The 22203-nt window shown below is 71.3% G+C and carries 11 protein-coding genes and 1 riboswitch; of the genes, 10 read left to right on the top strand and 1 reads right to left on the bottom strand.

Annotation, left to right across the window (positions count from 1 at the left end):
- Positions 1 to 56 precede the first annotated feature (56 nt).
- From ACZ4MU_RS00440 to ACZ4MU_RS00430, 3 genes are all read left to right on the top strand, one after another.
- A complete protein-coding gene (locus ACZ4MU_RS00440) occupies positions 57 to 10820 on the top strand; it encodes a LamG-like jellyroll fold domain-containing protein (protein ID WP_467869216.1) in 10764 nt (3587 codons plus the stop codon).
- A gap of 13 nt (positions 10821 to 10833) precedes the next feature.
- Positions 10834 to 11415 (top strand): hypothetical protein, encoded by a 582-nt coding sequence (locus ACZ4MU_RS00435; RefSeq protein WP_467869214.1) that lies wholly within the window; start codon positions 10834 to 10836, stop codon positions 11413 to 11415.
- Between the two features lie 110 nt (positions 11416 to 11525).
- Positions 11526 to 12410, top strand: a complete 885-nt coding sequence (locus tag ACZ4MU_RS00430; protein WP_467869212.1) for a glycoside hydrolase domain-containing protein — start codon at positions 11526 to 11528, stop codon at positions 12408 to 12410.
- 28 nt (positions 12411 to 12438) lie between these two features.
- Here ACZ4MU_RS00430 and ACZ4MU_RS00425 read toward each other — a convergent pair whose 3' ends face one another.
- Positions 12439 to 14913 carry a YfhO family protein gene (locus ACZ4MU_RS00425; RefSeq protein ID WP_467869210.1) on the bottom strand — a complete coding sequence of 825 codons (2475 nt, stop codon included), beginning with the start codon at positions 14911 to 14913 and terminating at the stop codon, positions 12439 to 12441.
- Between the two features lie 189 nt (positions 14914 to 15102).
- Here ACZ4MU_RS00425 and ACZ4MU_RS00420 point away from each other — a divergent pair, with 189 nt between their 5' ends.
- From ACZ4MU_RS00420 to ACZ4MU_RS00390, 7 genes are all read left to right on the top strand, one after another.
- Positions 15103 to 16098, top strand: a complete 996-nt coding sequence (locus tag ACZ4MU_RS00420; protein WP_467869208.1) for a glycosyltransferase family 2 protein — start codon at positions 15103 to 15105, stop codon at positions 16096 to 16098.
- Entirely contained in the window at positions 16095 to 16529 is a 435-nt protein-coding gene (locus tag ACZ4MU_RS00415) for a GtrA family protein (RefSeq protein WP_467869206.1), read from the top strand. Before ACZ4MU_RS00420 ends, ACZ4MU_RS00415 begins: the two co-directional genes overlap by 4 nt.
- Positions 16530 to 16597: 68 nt before the next feature.
- The gene (locus ACZ4MU_RS00410; RefSeq protein WP_467869205.1) at positions 16598 to 17257 is read left to right on the top strand and encodes a SurA N-terminal domain-containing protein; all 660 of its coding nucleotides are present in this window, start codon (positions 16598 to 16600) and stop codon (positions 17255 to 17257) included.
- Positions 17258 to 17301: 44 nt separating this feature from the next.
- Positions 17302 to 18273 (top strand): nucleoside triphosphate pyrophosphohydrolase, encoded by a 972-nt coding sequence (locus ACZ4MU_RS00405; RefSeq protein ID WP_467869203.1) that lies wholly within the window; start codon positions 17302 to 17304, stop codon positions 18271 to 18273.
- 167 nt (positions 18274 to 18440) lie between these two features.
- A complete protein-coding gene (locus tag ACZ4MU_RS00400; protein ID WP_467869201.1) occupies positions 18441 to 19676 on the top strand; it encodes a cytochrome P450 family protein in 1236 nt (411 codons plus the stop codon).
- Between the two features lie 132 nt (positions 19677 to 19808).
- Positions 19809 to 20807 (top strand): transglycosylase family protein, encoded by a 999-nt coding sequence (locus tag ACZ4MU_RS00395; protein WP_467869199.1) that lies wholly within the window; start codon positions 19809 to 19811, stop codon positions 20805 to 20807.
- Between the two features lie 259 nt (positions 20808 to 21066).
- Positions 21067 to 21264, top strand: a riboswitch (cyclic di-AMP (ydaO/yuaA leader).
- Positions 21265 to 21266: 2 nt separating this feature from the next.
- Positions 21267 to 21965 carry a transglycosylase family protein gene (locus ACZ4MU_RS00390; protein WP_467869197.1) on the top strand — a complete coding sequence of 233 codons (699 nt, stop codon included), beginning with the start codon at positions 21267 to 21269 and terminating at the stop codon, positions 21963 to 21965.
- Positions 21966 to 22203: the final 238 nt, after the last annotated feature.

Genomic DNA, 22203 nt, shown 5'->3' with positions numbered 1-22203 from the left:
GCCCGTTCCGCCGTTCCATACGGCGGCCCTCGTTGTACCGCCGCCGTCACAGACGTGTGGCGCTGCTGCTGCTCACCAGCCTCGCGCTGATGCTGACCACCCAGCAGGCCATGGCCGACGACGCCCATCTGGGCCGGATATCGCTGCCCAGCCTGAGCTCCGTCACCGCCTGGTTCAAGGACCCGCACTGGGGCTCGCTCCCCAAGCAGCAGGGCGGCACCGCCGCCGGTCACGGCCACCACGCCAGTGCCGCCGCCACCAAGGCGAACAAGGGCAAGGGGCACAAGCCGGGCAAGGGCCGCGGCGAGCTCGACGCGTACCACCCGTACGCGAAGGCCACCAAGGGCGGCAAGAGCCGCTCGGCCCAGGGCTTCAACGCCAAGACAAGCCACCGCAATCCGGCCAAGTCCACCCGTACCGCCACGGTCTTCGACAACGCGGACGGCACGCTGACCCGGCAGGTCGCCATGGCGCCGGTGAACTACAAGGACGGCGAGGGCAAGTGGCAGCCCATCGACGTGGACGTGAGAGCCGGCCCTGACAAGCGCTGGCACGAGAAGGCGAACTCCCTCGACGTCGACTTCGCCGCCAAGGCCGCCGACCCCGCCCTCGCCTCCTTCGCCACCGACGGCTCGCACGCCCTCAGCTACGGCCTCCAGGGCGCGGCCCCCGTCACCGGCGTCGCGCACGGCTCCCGGGTCACCTACGCAAACGTCCTGCCCGGGACCGACCTGGAGCTCGCGCCCACCGCGACCGGGCTCAAGGAAGCGATCGTCCTGCACTCCGCGCAGGCCGGCAACGTCTGGACCTTCCCCCTCGACCTCAAGGGCCTGACCGCCCGGCAGGCGAAGGACGGCTCCATCGACCTGGTGGACACCGCCGGCAAGACCGTCGAGCGCATCCCTTCCGCGTACGCCTACGACGCGAAGGTCGACCCGCGCTCCGGTGACCCGGCCACCACGCACTCCGTGACCTACCAGCTGGTCCGCCAGGGCGCGAAGACCGCCCTGAAGGTCACCCTGGACCCGCGCTGGCTGCACGACCGGGCCCGCGTCTTCCCGGTCACCGTCGACCCGACCGTCACCGACGGCTGGACCACCACCTACGCCGAGTCCGGCGCCCCCGGTGACCACTCCTCCGAGCAGACCATCAAGGTCGGCTCCTACGACTCCGGCCCGCACTCGGCGGCCGCCTACGTCAACCACTGGTACAACACCTGGGACGGCACGAAGGCCACGGTCACCTCGGCGACCCTGCACCTCTTCGACACCTGGGCCTCCACCTGCACCCCGGAGCGCTTCGACGTCGCCCTGGTCACCCAGGCGTGGAAGCCCAGCACGGTGACCGGCTACCCCGGCCCGTCCTACGGCTCCTCCATCGGCAACGCCACCCCCAGCGTGCCCAAGGCCTGCGCCAACACCGGCGCCGACCGGACCGTGGGCGACTGGGTGGACGTGCCGCTGAGCACCACCGCCATCCAGGGGTGGTTCAACGGCACCACCGCCGACAACGGCCTCGCCGTCTACGCGGCCACCAACGACAACCTGCACTGGAAGCAGTTCGGCTCGTTCAACGACCCGGCGCTCGGTCCGTACATGTCGGTCACCTACACCGGCAACGCGGCCCCGCAGATCTACCAGCAGTACCCGAACAACAACGCCGTCGCCGACACCACCACGCCCCATCTGACCGCGTGGGCGGGCGACGACGTCACCACCACCCCGCAGTACGTCTTCCAGGTCTACGACAACACCAACACCAAGGTCGCCGACTCGGGCCTGATCGCCAACGGAGACTGGACGGTCCCGGCGGGCAAGCTCAAGTGGGGCCAGACGTACTACTGGACGGTCCAGGGCTACGACGGTTCGCTCTACACCCCGGCCGCCGACTGGTACGCGCTCCAGATCCAGGTGCCCCAGCCGGTGGTCACCTCGGGGCTGTCGCAGAACAGCGGTGACCACGGCTTCGACGCCTCCAGCGGCAACTACACCACCAGCGACACCGACGCCTCGATCTCGACCGTCGGCCCCAGCCTCGACGTGGTGCGCGACTACAACTCCCGCGACCCGCGCTGGACCGGCTCCTTCGGCTCCGGCTGGTCGGCGATCTTCGACACCCGCGCCACCGAGCAGTACAACGCCGCGGGCGCGGTCACCGGAGCGGTCGTCTCCTACCCCAACGGCTCGCAGGTCGGGTACGGCAGGAACGGCGACGGCAGCTTCTCCTCCGGCTCCGGCCGCTACTCCACCTTCAAGTCGGTCACCGGCGGCTACTCGCTGACCGACAAGGACGACACCGTCTACACCTTCACCCAGGCGCTCGGCTCCGGCGGCTACGGCATCACCTCGGTGACCGACGCCAACGGCCGCGCGCTGACCTTCACCTGGTCCGGCGGCCACGTCACCAAGATGGCCTCCGCCGTCTCCGGGCGCGCCCTGAACGTGACCTGGTCGACGCCGTCCGGCGCCGCGGCGGCCCATGTGGCGACCGTCGTCACCGACCCGGTCGTGGCCGGCACCCCGTCCACCGCGCTGACCTGGACCTACGGCTACACCGGCGACCAGCTCGTCTCGGTCTGCCCGCCGTCCACCACCACCGCCTGCACCAAGTACACCTACACCGCGGGCTCGCAGTACCAGAACGCCTCGCTCGACCTCGACCCGCGCGCCATGTGGCCGCTGGGCGAGTCCTCGGGCACCGTCGCCAAGGACGCGGTCCTCGGCAACGAGCACACCCTCGACGCCACGTACAAGAACGTCACGCTCGGCCAGGCGGGCCCGCCCAACGGCGGCACCGCCGCCGGCTTCAACGGCACCTCCTCCGCCGTGGCGCTCCCCAACGACACCGGCAACAACACCGACTCGGGCGCCCTGTCGCTCTGGTTCAAGACCTCGGCCGGACCGGGCGTGCTCTACTCCTACGCCTCCCAGCCCATCGACGCGGGCAACGCGGCGGGCTACTACACCCCGTCGATCTACGTCGGCAGCGACGGCAAGCTGAACGCCGAGTTCTGGTACAGCGGCGGCATCGCCCCGCTCACCACCTCCGCCTCGGTCGCCGACGGCAAGTGGCACCACGTGGTGCTCTCGGCCGCGGGCAACTCGCAGTCGCTGTTCCTGGACAACGCCAAGGTCGGCTCGCTCTCGGGCACCGTCTCCATCAAGAGCGGCACCGCCTTCGGCAAGAACCAGCCGTTCAACTACCTCGGCACCGGCTTCCTCGGCGGCAACTGGCCCGACCAGCCGCACCAGAGCAGCACCAGCAAGACCGGCTACGCCACCTACTTCAACGGCTCCATCGCGGGCGCCGCGTGGTACGACCGCCCGCTGGTCGCCGCCGACGTCAGCGCGCTCTACAACTACGGCACGCACGCCTCCAGCCTGCTGTCGTCGGTCACCCGCCCGTCCGGCAAGACGTACGCGGCGATGACCTACGACCCGGGCACGGCGGCGCTCACTCAGCTGACCGACGAGAACGGCGGCGTCTGGAAGATCGGCGCCCCCACGGTCACCGGCTCCAGCCAGACCTACCGGGGCGCGGTCCTCGGCGGCGCCCCCGCGACGTACTTCCGCTTCGGTGAGGCCGCGGGCGCGTCCGCCGCGGTCGACGAGACGCGCGGCGGCGACGGCACGTACAGCAACGTGACGCTCGGGGCCGCAGGACCCTTCGGCGACCAGAAGACGGCCGCCTTCAACGGCACCAGCTCCTTCGTGAAGGTGCCGGACGTCCAGACGGGCAGCACCTCCGCCTCCGCCGAGCTGTGGTTCTCCACCACGCGCGGCGGCGCGATCCTGATGAACACGCAGAGCGCGCCGATCGGCGGCACGGTCGCCTCGACCACCCCGCAGTTGTGGATCGGCACCGACAACAAGCTCTACGGCGGCTTCTACACCACCTCCGGCTCGGTGCAGATGGGCACCACCGGCACGGTGACCGACGGCAAGTGGCACCATGTGCTGCTCTCCGCCACCGGCAGCGGCCAGACGCTGTACCTGGACGGCACCCAGGCGGCCACCAGGACCGGCACGGCGGCGCTCACCAACGGCGGGCGCACCACCGCCTACCTCGGCGCCGGCACCACCGGCTCCGGCTGGACCGGTCTGCCCTACCCGGCGACCGTGTACTTCAACGGCTCGCTGGCGGAAGCCGCCACCTACCGGACGGCGCTCACCGCCCAGGACGCGGCCGCGCACTTCCAGGCCGCGAAGAACTCCACGGGCCTGCTGCCGGTCTCCACGGTGAAGGTCACCTCCCCGGCCAACGCCACCCTGACGTACCAGTACGACGTCAGCCACAACAACCGGACGCTGACCGAGACCGACGGCCTCGGCAACACCACCAGCTTCGGCTACGACACCGGCGGCTTCGAGCACACCGTCACCAACCCCAACGGGGCGATGACGGTCACCGGCCACGACGTCCGCGGCAACACGGTCTCCACGACCTCCTGCCAGAACCAGGCGGCCAACGCCTGTTCCACGGAGTACTTCACGTACTTCCCGGACGACACCACGGCGCAGCTCACCACCGCCGACCCGCGCAACGACATCCTGCTCACCCGGCGCGACGGCCGTTCGGCCTCCGCGACGGACAACACCTATCTGACGTCCTTCGGCTACGACAGCGCGGGCAACCAGACCACCATCACCGGTCCGGCCGTGGCCGGGTTCCCGAACGGGCGCACCACCACCACCGTCTTCAGCGACGGCACCGCCACCTACCCGGCGGCGGACGGCGGCAACGTCCCCAAGGGCCTGCCGGTGAAGACGGTCAGCCCCGGCGGGGCGGTCAACTCCGTCTCGTACTTCAAGAGCGGCGACGTGGCCTCGACCACGGACGCGGGCGGTCTGGTCACCTCGTACACCTATGACGGTGTCGGCCAGGTCCTGAGCAAGAAGGTCGTCTCCGACACCTACCCGGCCGGACTCACCACGACGTACACGTACGACGCGGACGGCCAGGTCGTGCAGGAGAAGGACCCGCAGCTCACCGACCGGGTCACCGGCGCGGTCCACGCGGCGGTCTCCACCACCGTCTTCGACGTCGACGGCAACATCACCTCGCAGTCGGTGGCCGACGGCAGCGGCGGCGACTACACCCGCACCGAGACGCAGACGTACGACGCCTACGACCACGTCGCCACCAAGAAGGACGCCAACGCCAACGCGGGCGCGCCCAACGGCAACACGGTCACCTACACGTACGACAGCCAGGGCAACAAGACCAAGGAGGTCTCCTCCTCTGGGACCGAGATCCGCTACACCTACGACGACAACGGCCAGCTGCTGACCCAGGGCACCATGTACAGCGGTGACCCGGTGAACCCGCGGACGCCGTCGCTGCTGACCGAGTCCTCCCGGTCCTACGACCCGGCGGGCCGCCTCGCGTCGGTCACCGACGCCATGGGCTCGACGACCTCGTACACCTACACCGACAACGGTCTGACGTCGACGGTCACCAAGAAGAGCGCCGACGGCACCAGCTCCACCGTCCTGGAGTCCAACACCTACGACGCGGCGGGCAACCTGCTCTCCTCCGCCACCGACAACGGCGAGACCGTCACCACCCACACGGTCGACGCGGCCTCCCGCAACACCTCCACCACCGTCGACCCGGGCGGGGTCGCCCGGGTGACCAGCGTGTCGTACACGCCGGACGACGAGATCGCCACCGAGAACAGCCACGACTCCTCGGGCTGGGACCGGACGGTCACCAACGCGTACGACGCGATGGGCAACAAGATCGCCGAGACGCTGTACGGTGACGCCGCCGGGCACCCGACCGGCTGGTGGAAGCTCGACCAGAGCTCCGGCTCCACGGTCACCGACGCCTCCGGCTCCGGCAACACCGCCGCCGCCACCGGTGTGACCTGGAACGACTCCTCGGCCACCTTCGCGGGCACCACGGGCCAGCAGATCGCCACCAACGGCCCGGTGCTCGACACCGCCGCCTCCTACACGGTCTCCGCGTGGGTGAACATGGCGTCCCTGCCGACCCACAACGCCACGGTCGTGGCCCAGGCCGGCACCACCAACAGCGCGTTCATGCTCCAGTACAACTACGCCCACACCGGCGCGCCGCTGTGGTCCATGGAGCAGACCAGCTCGGACGCGGCCTCGCCGTCGTTCCCGGCCGCCTACTCCACGGCGAAGCCCGTCGCGGGCGCCTGGACGCACGTGGTGGGCGTGTACAACGCCTCCAACGGCGCGGTGCAGGTGTACGTCAACGGCACGCTCTCCGGCAGCGCCACCAACAGCGCTCCCTGGAGCGCGCGCGGGCCGCTGATGATCGGCGCCGCCAAGTACGGCGGCTCCGTGGGCGACGCCCTGCCCGGCGGGGTCGCGAACGTGCAGGTCTACCAGCGCGCGTTCACCTCGACCGACGTCACCTCGCTCTACGGCAAGGGACGCGCGGGCGGCACCGCCGCCTCCTCGGACGAGCAGAAGACCACGTACACGTACGACAAGCGCGGTCTGCGCACGTCCATGACGGACGCCAACCTCAACACCACCACCTACGCCTACGACGAGGCCGGGAACCTGGCGGTCACCACCGCCCCGGCCGTCCAGGCGGAGCGCGACGGCACCAACCCGCTGACCGTGCGGCCCGTCACCACCAGCGGTTTCAACACCTTCGGTGAGGCCGTCGAGGAGCAGGGCCCGAACGGCGACGTGACCACCACGGCCTACGACGCCAACGGCAACAAGGTCTCCGAGACCCTGCCGCAGTACACCCCGGCCGGCGGTTCCGCGTCGGTCACCGCGCCCGCCACCTGGACCTACGACAGCGAGGGCAACCAGACGTCGTCGACCACCCCGGGCGGGCGCACCACCGGCTACCTCTACGACCAGCTGGGCCGGGTCGCCCAGGTGACCAGGCCCGACGGCGCCACCGTGCACACCACGTACGACAACGCCGGCGAGCCGCTCTCGGTCACCGACGGCACCGGTGCCACCACCCAGGCGACCTATGACTACCTGGGCCGCCAGCTCACCTCCACCACGCTGGAGCGGTTCCCGTCCACCCGGACGCTGACCAGCACCAACTCCTACGCGGTGACCTCGGGCAACCCCTACGGCACGCATGTGTCGTCGACCACGACGCCGGGCGGGGTGACCACCTCGTACGGCTACAACCGGGCGGGTGAGACCACGTCCGTCACGGACGCGGCGGGCAACACCACCCGGTACACCTACGACTTCGAGGGCAACCCCCAGAAGACGATCCTGCCGGACAACACCTGGACCCAGACCGACTACAACGCGGCCGGACAGCCGGCGTACAACAAGCAGTACGACGCGGCCGGCACCCTGCTGGCCCAGTCCTCCATCGGCTACGACGCGGTGGGCAACGCGGTCACCACGACCGACGCCCTCGGCCACACCTCCCGCTTCACCTATGACGCGGCGGGCACGGTCACCCAGGAGATCCAGCCGGTCTCCGCCACCGAGTCCATCACCACCAGCTTCGGCTACGACCAGGCGGGCCACCGCACCCGGTTCACCGACGGGCGGGGCAACTCCTGGCGCTACACCTACACCCCGTGGGGCCAGCAGGAGAAGGTGATCGAGCCGCAGACCGCGCAGTACACGTCGGCTGCGGACACCACGACCACCTTCAGCTATGACGCCGACGGCCGGATGGTCAAGGCGGTCAAGCCGGGCGGCACGTCGACGTCCCTGACGTACGACAAGAACGACCAGGTCCTGACCATGGACGGCCAGGGCGCGGACGCGGCCACGGCCACCCGCTCCTTCGCCTACGACAAGGCGGGCCGGGTCTCCTCGGCGGACACCGCCGAGGCGGGCATCGCGGGCAACGCCGACCACCAGTCGGCCACCCACGAGGCGTTCGGCTACGACGACCGCGGCGACCTGCTCTCCGCGACCGGCTCGGCCGGCTCCTCCAGCTTCACCTACAACGCCGACTCGGCGCCGCTGACCCGCACCGACGCGGCCGGCACGACGACGTACGGCTACGACACCGCGGGACGGCTGTCCACCCTGGACGACGCGGCGACGAACAACCGGCTGACGTACTCCTACGGCAAGCTCAACGAGCTCACCCAGATCAAGTACGGCACCACCGGCCAGACCCGCACCTTCAGCTACGACACCTCCCACCGGCTGACCGGCGACACCCTGATGCAGGGCGCCACCGGGCTGGCCTCCCTCGGGTACGGCTACGACAAGAACGGCAACCTGACGTCGAAGACGACGACCGGGGTGCCGGGCGCGGCGAGCCACACCTACACCTACGACTGGGCCAACCGGCTCACTTCGTGGAACAACGGCTCCACGACGACCAACTACGGCTACGACGCCTCCGGCAACCGCACCCGGGTCGGCGCGGACGTCTACACCTACGACGCCCGCGACCAGCTCACCAGTGACGGCAACCACAACTACAGCTACTCCGCGCGCGGCACGATGACCCAGCAGGCCGGGTCGGACGGCTCCGTCGCCTTCACCACCGACGCGTTCGGCGCCCAGATCACCGCGGGCACCCACGCGTACAACCTGGACGCGACCGGGCGGAACATCACCGACACCGACACCGCGACCCAGGGCAGCCGCACCTTCCAGTACTCGGGCGCGAGCAACACCATCGCCTCCGACGGCAACTACACCTACACCTACGACGCCTCGGGCTCGCTGGTCGGCGTCGGCAACGGCTCCTCCGGCAGCGCGCTGGCCCTCACCGACCAGCACGACGACGTCATCGGCACCTTCACGGCCGGCGCCACCGCGCTGTCCGGCTCGGCGAGCTACGACCCGCTGGGCAAGGGGGTCGGCACCAACACCGTCCTCGGCCACCTGGGCTTCCAGTCCGGCTGGACCGAGCCCGGCTCGGGCGACGTGGGCACGGCCTCGCGCTGGTACAACCCGGCGACCGGCCAGTTCCGCAACAAGGACTCCATCTCGCTGAACCCGGTCCCGAACTCGGTGTCCGCGAACCCGTTCGCGTACGTCAACGACAACCCGCTCGCGGGCACGGACCAGTCCGGCAACTGCTCCTGGTACGACGTGGTGTGCGGCGCCAAGAAGGTGGCCCACAAGGCCGCCGCGGTCGTCCACCACGTGGCGGCGCCGATCTACCACGCCGCCGTCCAGGTGGTGCACCAGGTCGTCCAGGTCGCCAAGCACGTGGCGAAGAAGGTCGTCCACAAGGTCCGTGACGTCTACCGCCACACCGTGCGGGTGGTGCGCCGCGTCTACCACTACGCGGTACGCAAGGTGAAGCGGGTCTACCACGCGGCGGTACATGCCGTGCACACGGCGTACCACAAGGTCACCAAGACGGTGAAGCGCGTGGTCCACGCCGCGAAGAAGGTGGCCAAGGCAGCGGTTCACACCGTCGCCAAGGCGGCCCGCACGGCGTACCACGCCACCGTGAAGGCGGCCAAGACCACGGCCACGTTCGTGAAGCACCACGCGGCCGCGATCACCTCGTTCGTGGTCTCCACGGCGGTCTTCATGGGCTGCGAGGCGGTCACCGCGGGCGTCGGCTCCATCGGCTGCGCGGCGGTCGCCGGAGCGGTCGGCTCCCTGGTCACCCAGGGCTTCGCCTGCGCCCAGAAGGGCGGCGACGAATGCAGCGTCGGCGCGTTCGCGGGCTCGGCGGTCGAGGGCGCGGCGTCCGGCGCGCTGGGCGGCGTCCTCGGCAAGATCGGCGGCGCCCTCCTGGCGAAGGCGGCGCCCAAGGCGATGAAGGCCGTGGGCGGGCTGTTCGGGAAGGGGGCGGCTGCTGAGGAGACGGCTGCGCGGGATGCGACGGAGACGGCGGCGTCCCGGGCCCAGGCGGAAGGGGCCGGTGGACGCAGTGAGATGGGCGGCGGCTGCAGGGTCGGCGTTCCGCACAGCTTCACCGGCAACACCAAGGTGCTGATGGCCAACGGTTCGACCAAGGCCATCGACAAGATCAAGGTCGGCGACGTGGTCGCGAACTCGGCCCCCGGGGTCTCGGGTACCGAGTCGCACAAGGTCACGGACGTCATCGTCACCAAGACGGACCACGACTTCGTGGACGTCACGGTCAAGGCGACGAAGCGCGGCGCGAAGGTCAAGAAGGCGGTCCGCAGGGCGGCGCTGGGCCTCGCGGCCTCGGCGGCGGTGCTGGGCGCGCTGACGGCGACCCCGCAGAAGGCGCAGGCGGCGGAGGTGACTGCCAAGGGCGACCACCTCACCACCACGTTCCATCACCCGTTCTACGACGCCACACAGTCGGCGTTCGTGGAGGCGAAGGACCTCCACGAGGGCGACGTCCTCCAGACCCCGACCGGCACGGCCGAGGTCACGGGCGTCCGTCTGTTCCACGCGAACACGACGACGTACGACCTGACGATCGACGGGCTCCACACGTATTACGTGGAGGCCGGGGACACGCCGGTTCTTGTCCACAACTGCAACGGTTCGTCCACGCCGGACCCGATGCACCTCCAGGCCCGGGTGGACGCGATGACCAAGAAGATGGGCGCGGGCGCCCGTTGGAAGACGGTCGGCGGTCTGCACGTGCCCGAGGGCAACGGCATGGACCTGTTCGCGGTCGGCGCTCGGAGCGAGATCACCGATGCTCAGATCGCCCTCGCGGACGCGGCGGACGAGGGGCTGCGCGTCTATCCGCGGCTGCCGAGCAAGTCCAAGGCGCCGCTGATCCTCGGGCACAACCACGCGGAAGGAAAGCTGTTGACGGAGTCCATCAATCTGGGGGTCACACCGCAGCTGCTGATCGCCAGCAACGACTTCTGCGAGGAGTTCTGCGCACCGTTGATCAGGCGACTCGGCGGTAAGATCGTCACCCCGAGATTGGCCAAGTGGTAGGTGGATGAGGCGTATGTCCAGTCATGGAGTCCCCGCTGACCGGTTGCCGGCGGAACGCTGGTTCTCGGTCGCCGTGGCCACCAGGGTCAACTCGGTCGTGTCGATCTTCTTCGAGAAGTACGCACGGCAGGACGACTCCTTCGCGGCCGTCCAGTCCGTCGAGTCGGCTTGGCGTGAGCTGGGTGGCCAGGGTGAGGAAGCAAGGTTCCAGGAGGAGTCGGTTCCGTTGGTGGACCGGCTCCGGGACCGGGCCGCGGAGAGCGGCCACCCGTCCGGTGCGGCCGTCGCGGCCGCGCTCGACGCCACCCGGGCGGTCGCCGCGTACCACGGTGAGGGCGACCCACGGGTACGTGAGGTCCAGGGCGCGGCGCTCGCCGTGGCCCTGGAGCTCGACCGCAACGGCGTGGTACCGCCGGAGGGGCACTCCTGCTGGCTGGCCTTCGAAAGCGAAGGCCAAGCGGAGCTGGCGTCCCGGGTATTCGCCCGGGACGCGGGCTTCACGCCACGCGACGCGTTCGAACTCAGGATGACGAGCGGTGAAGAGTCGATGCACTACCGCGAGGCGATCCTGAGCTGGGTGCGCGGCACCGACTGAGTACACGCTCCGCAGGGCGACGAGCCGGATCTCCGGCTCGTCGCCCTGTTTTCCGCTCTGCGCCCAAACGGCTTTGGCCGTCCGACTCCTCCGAGTACTCCAGGAGCTTTGTGTCCAAGCACCGCACCACCAAAAAGCACCGCACCATAGCCATGGCCACCGGCGGCATCCTCCTCCTCGTGGCCGGTGCGCTCACCGCCGAGGCCGCCTCCGGGAGCGGAAGCGCGAGTGGGAGTGGGGCCGCCGCCACCGCGGCCGGCCCCGCCCGCCCCGTCTCCCTCTCCAAGCCCGCCACCTACACCGGCCGCGCCTTCGACACCTGCACCGCCCCCACCCTCGCCCAGATGAAGACCTGGAAGACCGCCTCCCCGTACGGCGGCGCCGCCGTGTACATCGGGGGCAAGAACCGGGGGTGCGCGCAGCCGCAGCTCACCCGTGACTGGGTGAAGGCGGTCAGCGCCGTGGGGTGGAAGCTCATCCCGCTCTACGTCGGCGCGCAGCCGCCCTGCAAGTCCGGCAGCAACCCGGAGAAGATGACCGCCTCGACCGCCGCCTCCCTGGGGGCCACGGACGGCGCCGACGCCGGGGCCAAGGCCAACGCCCTCGGGATGCGGCCCGGCAGCCCGGTCTACCTCGACATGGAGGGGTTCGACCTCACGAACACCTCCTGCAAGGACACCGTCCTCACCTACACCCGCGCCTGGAACAAGGCCCTGCACGCCAAGGGCTACCGCACCGGCTACTACGGCTTCGCCTCCTCCAGCGCAGCCGCCGTCGCCGCCGTCTCGCCGGGCACCGACATGCCCGACGCGATCTGGTACGCGGCGTACGACGACACGGAGTCGACCACCACCAACTACCCCTTCGGGACCAAGTGGTCGGGCCACCGCCGTGGCCACCAGTACGCCATCAACAAGAAGGAGACCTACGGCGGTGTGACCCTCACGGTCGACCGCAACGCCTGGGACTCGATGGTCGCGGTCGTGGCGAAGTAGCCGGTCACACCGGACGCACAGCGGCGGGTCAGGGGCGCACCGGCGCCCCGGCCCGCCGTTTGCGTACCGCCGCCCACACCCCCGTGACGCCCAGCCCCAGCAGCCCCGCCACCCCCGCCGCCGAACCCGCCCTCAGCCCCGGGGGGCGGAAGGAGCAGGAGACGGCCGTGGGGGAGGCCGAACCCCGCAGCTCCACCGACACCAGCCCCAGATACGCTCCCGCGGGCCCGGCCGCGGCCCCGTCCACCGCGCACCGCCACCCCGCGATCCTCGGCATCGCGAACACCGCGGTCCCGGCCGCCCCTGCGGGCAGCACCGCCCGTATCCCGCTGCCGGTGACCTCCACCTCGCTCGCCCCCGTCGTCCGCAGCCGCTCCACCGCAGCCGTCAGCGCACCCCGGTCCAGACAGCCCAGTTGTGCCTTCTGATACGCGGGGCGCAGCACCACCCGGGACGACGGGCCCGCCGAGACGCCCAGCGGGGCCAGCGCCGCCCGCCGCTTGGGCGCCCCGCCCCGGAACTCGACCCACTTCCCCGCCGTGCCCAGCCGCGCCCACCCCGTGTACTGCGGCGCCCACAGGAACGCCTCCTGCCCGGCCGCACACCCCTCGGCGACCGTGCGCGGCAGCGTGTACACCCGCGCCCCCAGCAGCAACTCCTGGTTCCGGAAAGGCGACGCGCCGTACTCCGGGCTCCCACCGCCCCGCACCGTCACCAGCGGCGGCACCGGGGCGCGGGTGACCTCCGGGCGGCCGTCCTTCCCGGCCCGCACCCGCGCCCCCACCGCGAACACCGCGTCCGTCACCGGGTTGTCCAGGCTCTGCACGGACCGGCCGCGCGAGGTCCAGCCGCCGCCCAGCGCCGTCATGGTCCTGGTCAGCACGTCCGGCGTCAGGCTGCTGTAGTACGACGCGCCCTCGCCGCCCACCAGCAGCGGGTCGTTGCCCGTCAGCTGGCGCCGGCCCGGGTCCGTGCGGTACGCGGGCCAGCCGTCCGCCCCGGCCACCGCCTCCTCGCGCGCGTCGTGCGCCGCGCCCCACGCGGGATAGCTGTCGAGCCGGTGCAGCCGCTCCCGGTCGCCGTACGCCACCGTCACCGCCGCCTGCGCGGTCTGCGCCCCGGACAGGAGCAGTACGGCGGTCAGCGCCACCGCCCGGCGGCCCCGCGCCCGCCCGGCGACCAGCAGCGCCCCCAGCGTGGCCGCCAGGCCGCCGAAGAACAGGGGGTAGGACCACGGCGACACCAGCTCGCTGAAGGCCGCCCCACCCGCGATCATCGCCAGCACCCCGCCCCCGCCGAGCAGCGCGCGCCTCTCCGGCAGGCCGTCCGCCACGCAGATCCACGCGGCGATGACCAGGATGCCGCTGAGCACGAACGTCTGGCGGTACGGGCTGCCGTTGGGCGTCTGGAAGGCGTGCCACGCCAGATGCGTCGGCTTCCACTGGAAGGAGAGGGCGACCAGGAGCGCCAGGCCCGTCCACGCGTACCGCTCGCGCTCCGGCACCGCCCGGTGGAAGGCCAGCGCGCCCGCGAGCAACAGCGCCCCCGTGCCAAGGAACAGGGCGGGGCTGGAGAAGCTGTATGTCGCCGGGAGCCAGCGCGCCAGGAAGTCGCTCCACGGAACCGGTTCGAACTCCTTGCTCCAGCCCGGATACGCGTGCTTGGTGCCCAGGAACACCGTGAAGAGGACGGGGGCCGAGAGCCCGATGCCCAGCGCCGTCGTCCACCCCGCGCGCGCCAGGGCCCACAGCCGCGCCCGCGCGCCCGTCCCCGTCCCCCCGGGCGTCTCCTCCAGGAACAGCCGCAGCAGCAGGACCAGGGCCGCGCCGATCGTCGCCATGTACGCGGTGTAGAAGTTCGCCGTCCAGGCCAGCGCCACCACGACCGGCCCGGCCAGCGGGCGGGTGCGGGTCCTGGCCCACTCGCCGGCCAGGCAGAGCAGCGGGAAGGCGATCAGACCGTCCAGCCACATGGGGTTGTAGGTCGCCTCGATCACCGACCAGCCGCACAGCGCGTACGCCGCCCCCAGCACCCCGGCCACCCAGCGCCGCCCCGCGCCCGGGCGCAGGGCGAGCAGCAGAACGGTCATGGCGACGGCCGCCGCGGCCGTCTTCAGGACCGTGATCACATACACCGCGAGGTCGATCCGGTCGCGCGGGAACACCCCCACCAGCAGCGCGAACGGGCTGCCCAGATACGTACCGATGTCGGGCAGGAACGAGGTGCCGTACCCGGACTGCCAGTTGACCAGCGCGCCGCCGTGGGCGCGGCCGTGCAGCAGGTCCCACAGATGGGCATGGAACGGGACGAACTGGTTGCCCAGGTCGTTGACGCCGCGGGTGTGCCGCCCGAAGGGGAAGGACCGGGCGACCGCGTCGGCGGCGCACACCGCGACCACGGTGACCAGGGCCGCGAGGGCGGACGCCCGTGCGCGCGGGCGGCGCGCTCCGGCGGGCGCGGGCGGGGCGGCGGGGGGAAGCTGGACGGCTTCGAGAGTCGGCATGGGGATCCTCTGCTGTTCGCTGCCGTCGAATATGCCGGACCGGTGCGGGTAAATCAGCGGGCCGGGAGCTCAGTTCACGCAATCGACGCCCGGCCGTCATTCGGTGAATCCGCCCCGGACGTCTTTCCCGGTTGTTCTTCGTTGACTGCCACAGCCGTACTCCGCGCTCCGTATCGACGGGGGAGAACCGTGCTCATCTCGATTGTCGTGCCCTGCTTCAACGAAGAGGAGATCATCGGCCGCTTCCATGACCAGGTGACCAGGGAAATCTCCCGCCTCGACGCGGAATTCGAGCTCCTTTACGTCGACGACGGCAGCAAGGACCGTACGCTCGCGCTGCTCCAGGAGACGGCCGCCCGCGACCCGCGCGCCCGTTATGTCTCCTTCAGTCGGAACTTCGGCAAGGAGGCGGCGATGCTCGCCGGGCTGCGGCACGCCGCCGGGGACGCCGTGGTGATCATGGATGCCGACCTCCAGCACCCGCCGGAGCTGATCGGCCGCATGCTCGACCTGCAGGCCCAGGGCCACGACCAGGTGATCGCCCGGCGCACCCGCAAGGGCGACCGCGTCACCCGCACCCTCACCGCTCGCCTGTACTACCGGCTGATCAACCGCCTGGTCGATGTGGAACTGGTCGACGGCGTGGGAGACTTCCGCATGCTCTCGCGCAGGACGGTCGACGCGGTGCTCGAACTCACCGAGTACAACCGCTTCTCCAAGGGGCTCTTCGCCTGGGTCGGATTCCGTACCACCACGTTCAGTTACGAGAACGCGGTGCGGGAGCAGGGGCGTTCCGCCTGGACGTTCGGAAAGCTGCTGAACTACGGCCTGGACGGGATGATCTCGTTCAACAACAAGCCGCTGCGGGCGGCCGTCTATCTCGGAATGCTGCTGCTCGGGATCGCCACGGCGTATTCCGCGTGGATCGTCGGTGTCGCGATGGTGAACGGCGTGGACACCCCCGGATATGTCACCCTGCTCGTCGTCGTGACCGCGCTCGCCGGTGTGCAGATGGTGATGCTGGGCGTGGTCGGTGAATACGTCGGCCGTATCTACTACGAGGTCAAGCGCCGTCCGCACTTCCTGGTGCAGGACACCAATGTGGGGGCGGCGGAGCCGTCGGCTCCGCCGGCCGACGGGCGGCTGCCGCGTCAGCACCCCGACCGGGAGTTCGCCCGCCGATGACCCGGGGAACCGCCGCCCAGATCGTCCGGTTCGCCCTGGTGGGGGCGGTGAACACCGGGACGTACTACGGCCTGTACCTGCTCTTCCTGCCGCGGCTGCCGTACGTGGCCGCCCATGTCACGGCCTTCCTGCTGGCCATGGTCGGCTCCTTCTTCCTCACCTCGTACTTCACCTACCGCACCCGGCCCACCTGGCGGAAGTTCCTGCTCTTCCCGCTCACCAACGCGGCCAACTTCGTGATCACCACGACCGGGATGTACGTACTGGTGGACCTGCTCGGCCTCAGCAGCACCTGGGCCCCGCTGATCGCCGCGGCGGCGGCCATCCCGGTCACCTTCGTCCTCTCCCGGACGATCATGCTGCGGCCCGAGACCCGCGGGACGGCCGAATCGTTGAGCGAATCAGTGGCCCACACCACTGAGACTGCCTAACATCGATCACCGCAAGGTCATAGGTCATCTGGTCGCTGCACTGTCGCACGATCCGCCGGGAGGCTCCTTTGCACCGCCGCCGTCGCACCGCACTCGCCCTCTGTGTCGCGCTCCTCGGCGCGGGGCCACTCCTGACCGCCTGCGGCAGCGAGGCCCATCCGGGCGCCGCCGCCGTCGTGGGGGGCGACCGCATCCCGGTCTCCGCCCTCCAGGCCCAGGTCAAGGACGTCCGTACGGCGCAGCAGGCCTCGCCGCAGTCCGCCCAGCTCATCCGGAACACCGGCCAGCTCAGCCGCGCCAAGCTGCACGGCCTGATCTTCGACAAGGTGCTGGACCGGGCCGCCGCCGACGCCGGGGTGAGCGTCAGCCGCAAGGAGCTCCAGCAGGCGCGGGCGGCGATGGCCCGGCAGGCGGGCGGGGAGCAGGCGCTCGCCGCCATGCTCCTCCAGCAGCGCGGGGTCGCCCCCGGCCAGATCGACGACGCGGTGCGCGAGCAGGTGCAGCTCACCAGGCTGGCGGCCGCGACCGGCGCCGACCTCGCCACGCCGACCGGCCAGGCCTCCGTCACCAGGACGCTCAACGAGGCGTCGAAGAAGCTGAAGATCGACGTGAACCCGCGGTACGGGACCTGGGACGACAAGGCGATCCAGCTCGCCGACACCAAGACGCCGTGGATCGCCCAGGTGACCCGGAACGCCCCGGAGCAGGAGGCCCCCGTCACCGGCTGACGGGCCGGGGCGGGTGCGGCGGGCGGCCGGGGTAGGTTCGAGAGGTGACTCTCGAAGAACCCGGCCGCGTCGTCCTGCTCACCGCCAGCCACCGGGTGGCCCCCGGGCTGCTGTCCTGGCCCGCGTGGCAGACGCTGCGCGCCGCCGACCGGGTGCTCTGCGCCGACCCCGGCCACCCGCAGCTGCCGTATCTGCGCGAGGCGGGCGTCGAGGCCGAGATCGCGGAGCCGGATGCCCAGGAGCTCCTCGCGGCGTGCGCCGGGGGCCGTACGGTCGTCGTCCTGCCCTCCGGCGAGGGCGACCGCCGGCTCACCGACGGGCTGGCCCGGCTCGCGGGCTCCGGCCGGGTCGCGATGCCCGACCTGGAGCTGCTGCCCGGCTCGTACGACCTGCCCGGCGCCCGGCTGCTCGACCTCGTCCAGGTCATGGACCGCATCCGCCGCGAGTGCCCGTGGTCGTCCCAGCAGACCCACAAGGGGCTGGCGAAGTACGCCCTGGAAGAGGCGTACGAGCTGGTCGAGGCGGTGGAGGAGGGCGACCGCGACGAGCTGCGCGAGGAGCTGGGGGACGTGCTGCTCCAGGTCGTCTTCCACGCGCGGATCGCGGAGGAGGGGGGCGCGGAGGACGGGGCGGACCCGTTCTCCATCGACGACGTGGCCGGGACGATCGTGGAGAAGCTGATCCACCGCCATCCGCACATCTTCGGTGACGCGCACGCCGAGACGCCCGAGGAGGTCAAGGAGCACTGGCTGCGCCAGAAGGCCGAGGAGAAGCGCCGCGACTCGGTGACCGATGGCATCCCCCTCGGCCAGCCCGGCCTCGCCCTCGCCGCCAAGCTGGCGTCCCGGGTCCGCACGGCGGGCCTGGAGGTGCCCCTGCCCTCCGGCGAGGGCATCGGCTACCGGCTGCTCGCCCTGGCGGTGGCGGCGGAGGCCGACGGCACGGACCCGGAGGCGGCCCTGCGGGCGGCGGCACGCGCGTACCGCGACGCGATCCGCACGACGGAAACGGCCTGACACCGGTGAGCCCTACGAACCCCCGGAACCAGGACCCGACTCCGGGCCAGGACCCGGGCCGAGCCCCGACCCCGGCCACCCAGCCCCCGACCCCGCCGACCCGGGCCCCCGGCCGCCACTCCACCCCGCCGGACCAGGCGCCGCCAGGGGCACCCCCCGCCCCGGAGATGTTCACCTGGGAGTTCGCCACCGATCCCTACCCTGCCTACGCCTGGCTGCGGGAGCACGCGCCCGTGCGCCGCACCACCTTGCCCAGCGGGGTCGAGGCGTGGCTGGTGACGCGGTACGGGGACGCCCGCCAGGCCCTCGCCGACCAGCGGCTCTCCAAGAACCCGGCGCACCACGACGAGCCCGCGCACGCCCGGGGCAGAACGGGCATCCCGGGCGAGCGCAAGGCCGAGCTCATGACGCATCTGCTCAACATCGACCCGCCCGACCACACCCGGCTGCGGCGGCTGGTGTCGAAGGCGTTCACCCCGCGTACGGTCGCCGAATTCGCGCCCCGGGTGCAGGAGTTGACGGACGCCCTCATCGACCGTTTCGCGGCGGGCGGGGAGGCCGACCTCATCCACGAGTTCGCCTTCCCGCTGCCCATCTACGCCATCTGCGACCTGCTGGGCGTCCCGCGCGAGGACCAGGACGACTTCCGGGACTGGGCCGGGATGATGATCCGGCACGGCAAGGGCCCGCGCGGCGGCGTGGCCCGCTCGGTGAAGAAGATGCGCGGCTACCTCCTCGAACTCATCCACCGCAAGCGGGAGAACCCGGGCGAGGACCTCATCTCCGGCCTCATCCGCGCCAGCGACCACGGTGAGCACCTCACCGAGAACGAGGCCGCGGCGATGGCCTTCATCCTCCTGTTCGCCGGGTTCGAGACCACCGTGAACCTCATCGGCAACGGCATGTACGCGCTGCTGCGCGACCCCGGGCAGCGCGAGCGGCTGCAGGCCTCGCTCGCGGCCGGGGAGTCGGACCTGCTGGACACCGGCATCGAGGAACTGCTGCGCTACGACGGGCCCGTGGAGATGGCCACCTGGCGCTTCGCCACCCGCCCGCTGACGATCGGGGGCCAGGACATCGCTGCGGGCGACCCGGTGCTGGTCGTGCTGGCCGCCGCCGACCGCGACCCCGAGCGCTTCGACGACCCCGACACGCTCGACCTCGGCCGCCGCGACAACCAGCACCTCGGCTACGGCCACGGCATCCACTACTGCCTGGGCGCACCCCTGGCCAGACTGGAGGCGAGGACCGCGCTGGCCACCTTGTTGAGGCGCCTGCCTGACCTGCGCCTAGCGGCAGATCCTGCCGATTTGCGCTGGCGGGGCGGCCTGATCATGCGTGGACTGCGCACGCTTCCGGTCGCGTTCACACCCAGCGGAACTGACGGTCCGTCAAAACTGTGATGTTCGCGTTATCGCGGGTGCATCGACTTGTGACAAGCGTTCGAGTACGGCTACGTTCACCCCTCGACTCGCCAAACCAGGCTTCCCGCCCGGCTCAGCAGTCATAGACGTAGTCACACGGAAGGCCACAGCATGCGCTCCGGGAACGGACGGCACCGCCGCCCCCGCCAGGCTCCCGCACTCGTCGTCGCGGCGGGGGTGACCGGCTCGGCCCTCGCCCTTCCGCTCTTCGCGGCGAGCGGCGCCAGCGCCGCCACCGCGTCCACCTGGGACAGCGTGGCGGAGTGCGAGAGCGGCGGCGCCTGGAGCGCCGACTTCGGCAACGGACTGTACGGCGGGCTCCAGTTCTCCCAGGAGACCTGGCAGGAATACGGCGGCACGGCGTACGCCGAGCGCGCCGACCTGGCCAGCCGGGCGCAGCAGATAGCGGTCGCCGAGAAGGTGCTCGCGGCGAAGGGCCCGAAGGCCTTCACCAGCTGCTCGGGGATCTCCGGGCTCACCACGGGCGGCGGCGCCCCGTCCGTGGACCCGGGCGCCACGCCCTCGCCGTACGTCCCCTCCGAGGAGGGGGCCGCGACCCCGGACACCACGGCCACGCCGTCCGCGCCCGCCAAGAAGCCGCCGGCGTCCACCACGCCGTCCCCGTCGTCCTCGACCGCCCCCAAGTCCTCCACGACGCCCTCGGCGCCGTCCACGGGCGCGAGCGGCAAGCCGGGCTCCACCGGCACGGACGGCGCGACCGAGCCCGCCGGCACGGCCACCGGCCCCGCCACGGGGTCCGCCACCGGCGGCAAGCACCGCGGCACCCCGGACCCGGCCGAGACCGGTACCCCCGCGACCACCGAGCCGGGCAATACGGACAACGCTCATGAATCGGGGCGTCACGCCTCGCGAGGTGACGCCGAGTCACGCGAGTCGGGCGATGTGCTCGCCGCCGAGGGCGACTACACCGTCCGCCCCGGCGACAATCTGTGGGACATCTCGCGCTCGCACAAGGTCGAGGGCGGCTGGTCCGCGCTCTACAAGGCGAACAAGAAGACGATCGGCGCCGACCCGAACCTCATCCTGCCTGGCCAGAACCTTGATCTGAACCCGGCGAAGACGGACAACCCGGCCCCGGTCAAGGGGTAGTTCAGGGGCCTATGTCCACTTCTGCGCAAGTGAGACATGGGTCTCTTTCCGTCAACTGCCCTGTCCCGTCCGTCCGGTACGCGCCTTACGCCCCCGACCTGCGGAAACGGGGGTTGCGGGAGGGTCGGGAGGGGCGATTTCTCCCTGATGTGCCCCTTTGAACATCAGGGGTTGGTGTGTTTACGGTCGAAGCGCTCGTCACCACGGGCCCCTTCGACCGGGAACGCCGAATCCTGCCGCCGGTCGCGGGGAACAGTCGACGCTCTGTGCGCCGTAGGCAGGAGCGGGGGACCCAAGGTAAGCGCCGGGCCCGGCCGTTGAGGGACGTACGCCATACGGCGAGACGTACGAAGCGGCCAGGGAACGGCTTGGGGTGAAGACGCGCCACTGGGCGCGGCCGGGCCACTCACTCGCCCGAACCCGACAGCTCACCTCGCAGGCGTCGGTGAGGAGAACTCCATGCTGCTTTCCGGCAAGGGCAAGCACCGCCGCCCGTCCAAGGCCGTCCGAGTCGTCACGCTGGCCGGTGTCACCGGTGCCGCTGTCGCCGCCCCGCTGATGGCCGCCGGCTCCGCCTCCGCCGCCTCCGTCTCCACCTGGGACGCCGTCGCCCAGTGCGAGTCCGGCGGCAACTGGTCCATCAACACCGGCAACGGCTACTACGGCGGTCTGCAGTTCTCGCAGTCCTCCTGGGCCGCGGCGGGCGGCACGCAGTACGCCTCCCGCGCCGACCTGGCCAGCAAGGGCCAGCAGATCGCCACGGCCGAGCGGCTGCTCGCCATGCAGGGCCCGGGTGCCTGGTCCTGCGCCGGCGCGGGCAACCTGACCGCCGGCGGCTCGGCCGCGAACGTCGACACGTCCGGCTCCCCGGCCACGCCGAAGAAGGCCGCGCCGAAGAAGGCCGCGCCGAAGAAGGCCGCGCCCAAGGCCGCGCCCGCCCCGAAGCGCGAGTCGGCCCCCGCCTCGCGCGGCGAGTCCCGTCCGGCCCCGGTCAAGACCGGCGACGGCGAGTACCAGGTGAAGGCCGGGGACACCCTGGGGTCCATCGCCTCGGCGCACGGGGTCAAGGGCGGCTGGGAGAAGCTGTTCGAGCTGAACAAGGACGTCGTCAAGGACGCCAACCTGATCTACGTGAACCAGCAGCTCCACCTGAGCTGAGCCTCCTCCCGGCCCGGGGGTGCGGGGCCTGCGGTCCGTCTGTGGCCGAGCACACGGCCCCCACCCCCCTTCTTGGGCCGGGGGCCGGTGGCGGGTTGCCCGCGCCCCTTCCGAGCCGGGATTTCGTCCGCGGGCCGTCGCTGGCTGATCGCGCAGTTCCCCGCGCCCCTTCTCGGCCGGGGGTTCGCCTGCGGCCCGGTGGTGTGTTGCCCGCGCAGTTCCCCGCGCCCCTGTAGGT

The organism is Streptomyces sp. NPDC026377, from assembly GCF_055567715.1.
Note: the sequence above shows the minus strand (reverse complement) of the source record. Positions and strands in the feature narration are given on the sequence as shown.

Coding starts and splice junctions, on each gene's coding strand:
- ACZ4MU_RS00435 (WP_467869214.1), top strand. CDS start 10,834: ATGTCCAGTCATGGAGTCCCCGCTGACCGGTTGCCGGCGGAACGCTGG.
- ACZ4MU_RS00425 (WP_467869210.1), bottom strand. CDS start 14,913: ATGCCGACTCTCGAAGCCGTCCAGCTTCCCCCCGCCGCCCCGCCCGCG.
- ACZ4MU_RS00415 (WP_467869206.1), top strand. CDS start 16,095: ATGACCCGGGGAACCGCCGCCCAGATCGTCCGGTTCGCCCTGGTGGGG.
- ACZ4MU_RS00400 (WP_467869201.1), top strand. CDS start 18,441: ATGTTCACCTGGGAGTTCGCCACCGATCCCTACCCTGCCTACGCCTGG.
- ACZ4MU_RS00395 (WP_467869199.1), top strand. CDS start 19,809: ATGCGCTCCGGGAACGGACGGCACCGCCGCCCCCGCCAGGCTCCCGCA.
- ACZ4MU_RS00390 (WP_467869197.1), top strand. CDS start 21,267: ATGCTGCTTTCCGGCAAGGGCAAGCACCGCCGCCCGTCCAAGGCCGTC.